This window comes from Micromonospora yasonensis, assembly GCF_026013475.1.
Classification (GTDB): domain Bacteria; phylum Actinomycetota; class Actinomycetes; order Mycobacteriales; family Micromonosporaceae; genus Micromonospora; species Micromonospora yasonensis.
On record NZ_JAPDPH010000368.1, the window covers coordinates 1 to 3,979 of the forward strand.

The window sequence follows — 3,979 nt, forward strand, 5'->3', positions numbered from 1 at the left end:
ACACATCCTCGCCCCCGTCCACTACGCCGACGGCATCACCCACCTGCACGACCGACACGGCGTCCACGCCTTCGTCGAACTCGGCCCGGACGCCACCCTCACCGCACTCCACCGGCAGACGCTGGCCGACGCCGTCGCCGTACCCGCTTTGCACAAGGACCGGCCCGGGCCGCGTACCCTGCTCGCCGCCGCCGGGGCGCTCGAGAGGCGCCCGGCCGGCAGCCACCCCCAGCTCGACCTGCCCACGTACCCGTTCCAGTCCACCCGCCACTGGCTCACCGGCACCCACCGGAGCACCCCGACCGACCTGGGCCTGCACCCCACCCGGCACGCCGTGCTGACCACCCGGCTCGACCTGGCCGGTGACGGTGGCACCGTCCTCACCGGACGGCTGGCCGGCGGCGTCACCTGGCTCGACGACCACCGGGTACTGGCAACCCGGCTGCTGCCGGCGAGCGGTCTGCTGGACCTGGCGCTGCACGCCGGCGCCAGCACCGGGTACCCGTACCTCGCGGAACTGACCGCGGCCGCACCGCTGCCCGTACCCGACGGCCGGGCGGTGCAGGTGCAGGTCACCGTCGCGGAGGCCGACGACGGCCGGCGTACCGTGGCCGTCTACGCCCGGGACGCGGAGAGCGAGCCGGACGCGGCTTGGACCCGGCACGGCGTCGGGGTCCTCGGCACGACCGCGCCGGCCACGCCGCCGACCGCGCCGGTCTGGCCGCCGGCCGGCGCCGAGCCGGTCGACGTCGCCGAGGTGTACGCGCGGCTGAACGCGGCTGGCTACCGGCACGGGCCGGGGCTGCGCGGCCTGCGGGAGGTCTGGCGGCAGGACGACGTCCTCCTCGTCGAGGTCGCCCTCGACGAGGAGCAGCGGGCCGAGGCCGCGCAGCACGCGCTGCACCCAGCGCTGCTGGAGGCGGCCCTGCACCCGCTGCTGGCCGACCTGCGGGGCCGGCGCCCCGACGGGACGCCGACGGTCACCGGGTGGTCCGACGTGCGGCTGCTCGCGGCCGGCGCCACCGTGCTCCGGGTGCGGCTGCGACCGGCCGGGGACGACCGGTTCACCCTGGCCGGCTACGACCCGACGGGCCAGCCGGTGGTCACCGCCGCCCTCGACACCGGGCCGCTGCCCGTCGACCGGTTGGTACCCGCCGAGCCGGCGCCGGAGCTGTACGCCGTCGCCTGGGAGCAGCGGCCGGTCCCGGACGTCGCGCCGGACCGGCCCGTGGCCGCCGGCCCCCACGACGAGCGGGTGCCGGCGTACCCCGCCGCCGAGGTGTGGTCCTACCGGACGCCGGAGGCGGACCTGGCCGACCCCGTCCGGGCCGCCGCCCGGGCGGTGGCGCTGCTCGACGCGGCGGTCGTCGACCCGGCCGGGCCGCTGGTCGTGCTGACCCGGCACGCCGTGGCGGCCCTGCCCGGCGAGGACCCGCGCGATCTGCCCGCCGCCGCCGTCTGGGGCGCGGCCGGCGCCGCGCAGGCCTCCGCTCCCGGCCGGATCGTCGTGGTCGACACCGACGGGCATCCGGAGAGCGACGCGATCCTGGACCGGGCGGTGGCGGCCGCTCGCGTGGCCGGCGAACCCCGGCTGGCCCTGCGCACCGGAACGATGCTGGTGCCGCGGCTGGTCCGCGCGGCCCGCGACCACCGGCCGCCGGCCGGTTTCGGCCCGGACGGCACGGTCCTGGTCACCGGCGACGCGGGGGCCCGCGCCGCCGCGCGGGACCTGGTCACCCGGCACGGGGTACGGCACCTGCTGCTGGCCGGCGCCGTCGACCCGGCACCGGCGGTCGCCGAGCTGACCGGGCTCGGCGCCCGGGTCACCGTCAGCAACTGCGACACCACCGACCCGGACGTCCTGGCCGGCCTGCTCACCATGGTCGACCCGGCCCACCCGCTCACCGCCGTGCTGCACGCCGGGGGCGACCCGACCACCGGGTGGGCGCTGCACGAGGCCACCCGCCGGCTCGACCTGGCGGCGTTCGTCCTGCTCTCCGACGTGGCCGGCACGCTCGGCGCTCCCGGGGAGGCCTCCCGGGGCGGCGACGCGGCGTTCCTCGACGCGCTGGCCAGGCACCGGCGGGCGTACGGGCTTGCCGCGCTCAGCATCGCCGGTGGGGCGGCGAACGGGCCCCGGCCGGACGGCGTCGTCCCGGCGTCCCCGTCGGGGCCGCTCGACCTGGCCCTCGGCACCGGCGCGACGGTGCTGCTCGCCGGCCGGGTGACGGAACCGGCCGGACCGGTACCCGCGCTGCTGCGCGGGCTGTTCCACGCCGGGCTGCGGGATGCCGCTGCCGACGCCGGCCCGCTGACGTACGCCGAGCGGCTGGCCGCCCGTCCGGCCGCGGAGCAGCGGCAGGCCCTGCACGACCTGGTGCTCGGGGCGGTGGCGACGGTGATCGGGCTGGAGTCGGCGGAGACGGTCGACCCGGGGCAGGCGTTCAAGGACCTCGGGTTCACCTCGCTCGCCGCCGTGGAGCTGCGCAACCGGCTGGGTACGGCCACCGGCCTGACGCTGCCGGCGACGCTGGTGTTCGACCGTCCCACCCCGGCGGCGGTGGTCGACCACCTGCGGGAACTGGTCTCCGGGGTGCCGGCGGCCCGCGCCGCCACGCCGGTCCGGGTCGCTCCGGTGGACGAACCGGTGGCGATCGTCGGCATGGCCTGCCGTTACCCGGGCGGGGTCGGCTCACCGGAGCAGCTGTGGCGGCTGGTCATCGCCGAGGGCGACGCCATCGGCGCATTCCCGGACGGCCGGGGCTGGGACATCGAGGCCATCTACCACCCGGACCCGGGTACGCCGGGCACCACGTACACCCGGCACGGCGGGTTCCTGGACGACGCCGCCGGCTTCGACGCGGCCTTCTTCGGGATCAACGCCCGGGAGGCGGCGGCCATGGACCCGCAACAGCGGCTGTTGCTGGAGACCGCCTGGGAGGCGGCGGAGCGGGCCGGCATCGACCCGGCCGGCCTACGCGGCACCGCGACGGGCGTGTTCACCGGCGTCATCGACAACGACTACGGGCCCCGGTTCGACGAGGTACCGGCGGACTACGAGGGCTACCTGATGACCGGGGCGACCACCGCGCTGGCGTCCGGGCGGATCGCGTACACGCTGGGGTTGGAAGGCCCGGCGATGACCGTGGACACGGCGTGCTCGTCGTCGCTGGTGGCGATGCACCTGGCCGCCCAGGCGATCCGCAACGGGGAGTGCGACCTGGCCCTCGCGGGCGGGGTGACCGTGCTGGCCACGCCCGGTGGCTTCGTGGAGTTCAGCCGGCAGCGGGGCCTGTCACCGGACGGCCGGTGCAAGTCGTTCGCCGCGGCGGCGGACGGGTTCGGGTTCGCCGAGGGCGTCGGCCTGGTGCTGCTGGAACGGCTCTCGGTGGCCCGGGAACGCGGCCATCGGGTCCTCGCGGTCATCCGCGGCTCGGCGGTGAACCAGGACGGCGCCAGCAACGGGCTGACCGCGCCGAACGGACCGGCGCAGGAGCGGGTGATCCGGCAGGCCCTCGCCAACGCCGGCCTCACTCCCGCCGATGTGGACGCGGTCGAGGCGCACGGCACGGGCACCACCTTGGGCGACCCGATCGAGGCGCAGGCGCTGCTGGCGACGTACGGGCAGCAGCGGCGGGACGACCAGCCGCTGTGGCTCGGGTCGATCAAGTCGAACATCGGGCACACCCAGGCCGCCGCCGGCGTCGCCGGGGTGATCAAGATGGTCCTCGCGATGCAGCAGGGGATGCTGCCCCGCTCGCTGCACATCGACGCCCCCACGCCGCACGTCGACTGGGACAGCGGCAACGTACGGCTGCTCGACCGGGTGGTCGACTGGAAGCCGAACGGACATCGGCGGCGGGCGGCGGTGTCGGCGTTCGGGATGAGCGGCACCAACGCGCACCTGATCATCGAGGAGTTCCCGGCCGCGGCCGAGCCGGTCGCCGTACCCGCCGGGGACGGGTCGGACGAGGTGACG

The 3,979-nt window shown here is 77.0% G+C and carries 1 protein-coding gene; it reads left to right on the plus strand.

Going from position 1 to position 3,979, the window contains the following annotated elements; genetic code table 11:
* Window positions 1-3,979: beta-ketoacyl synthase N-terminal-like domain-containing protein (locus tag ONA70_RS35120; protein ID WP_319959631.1), on the plus strand; the 3,979-nt coding region annotated here is incomplete at both ends.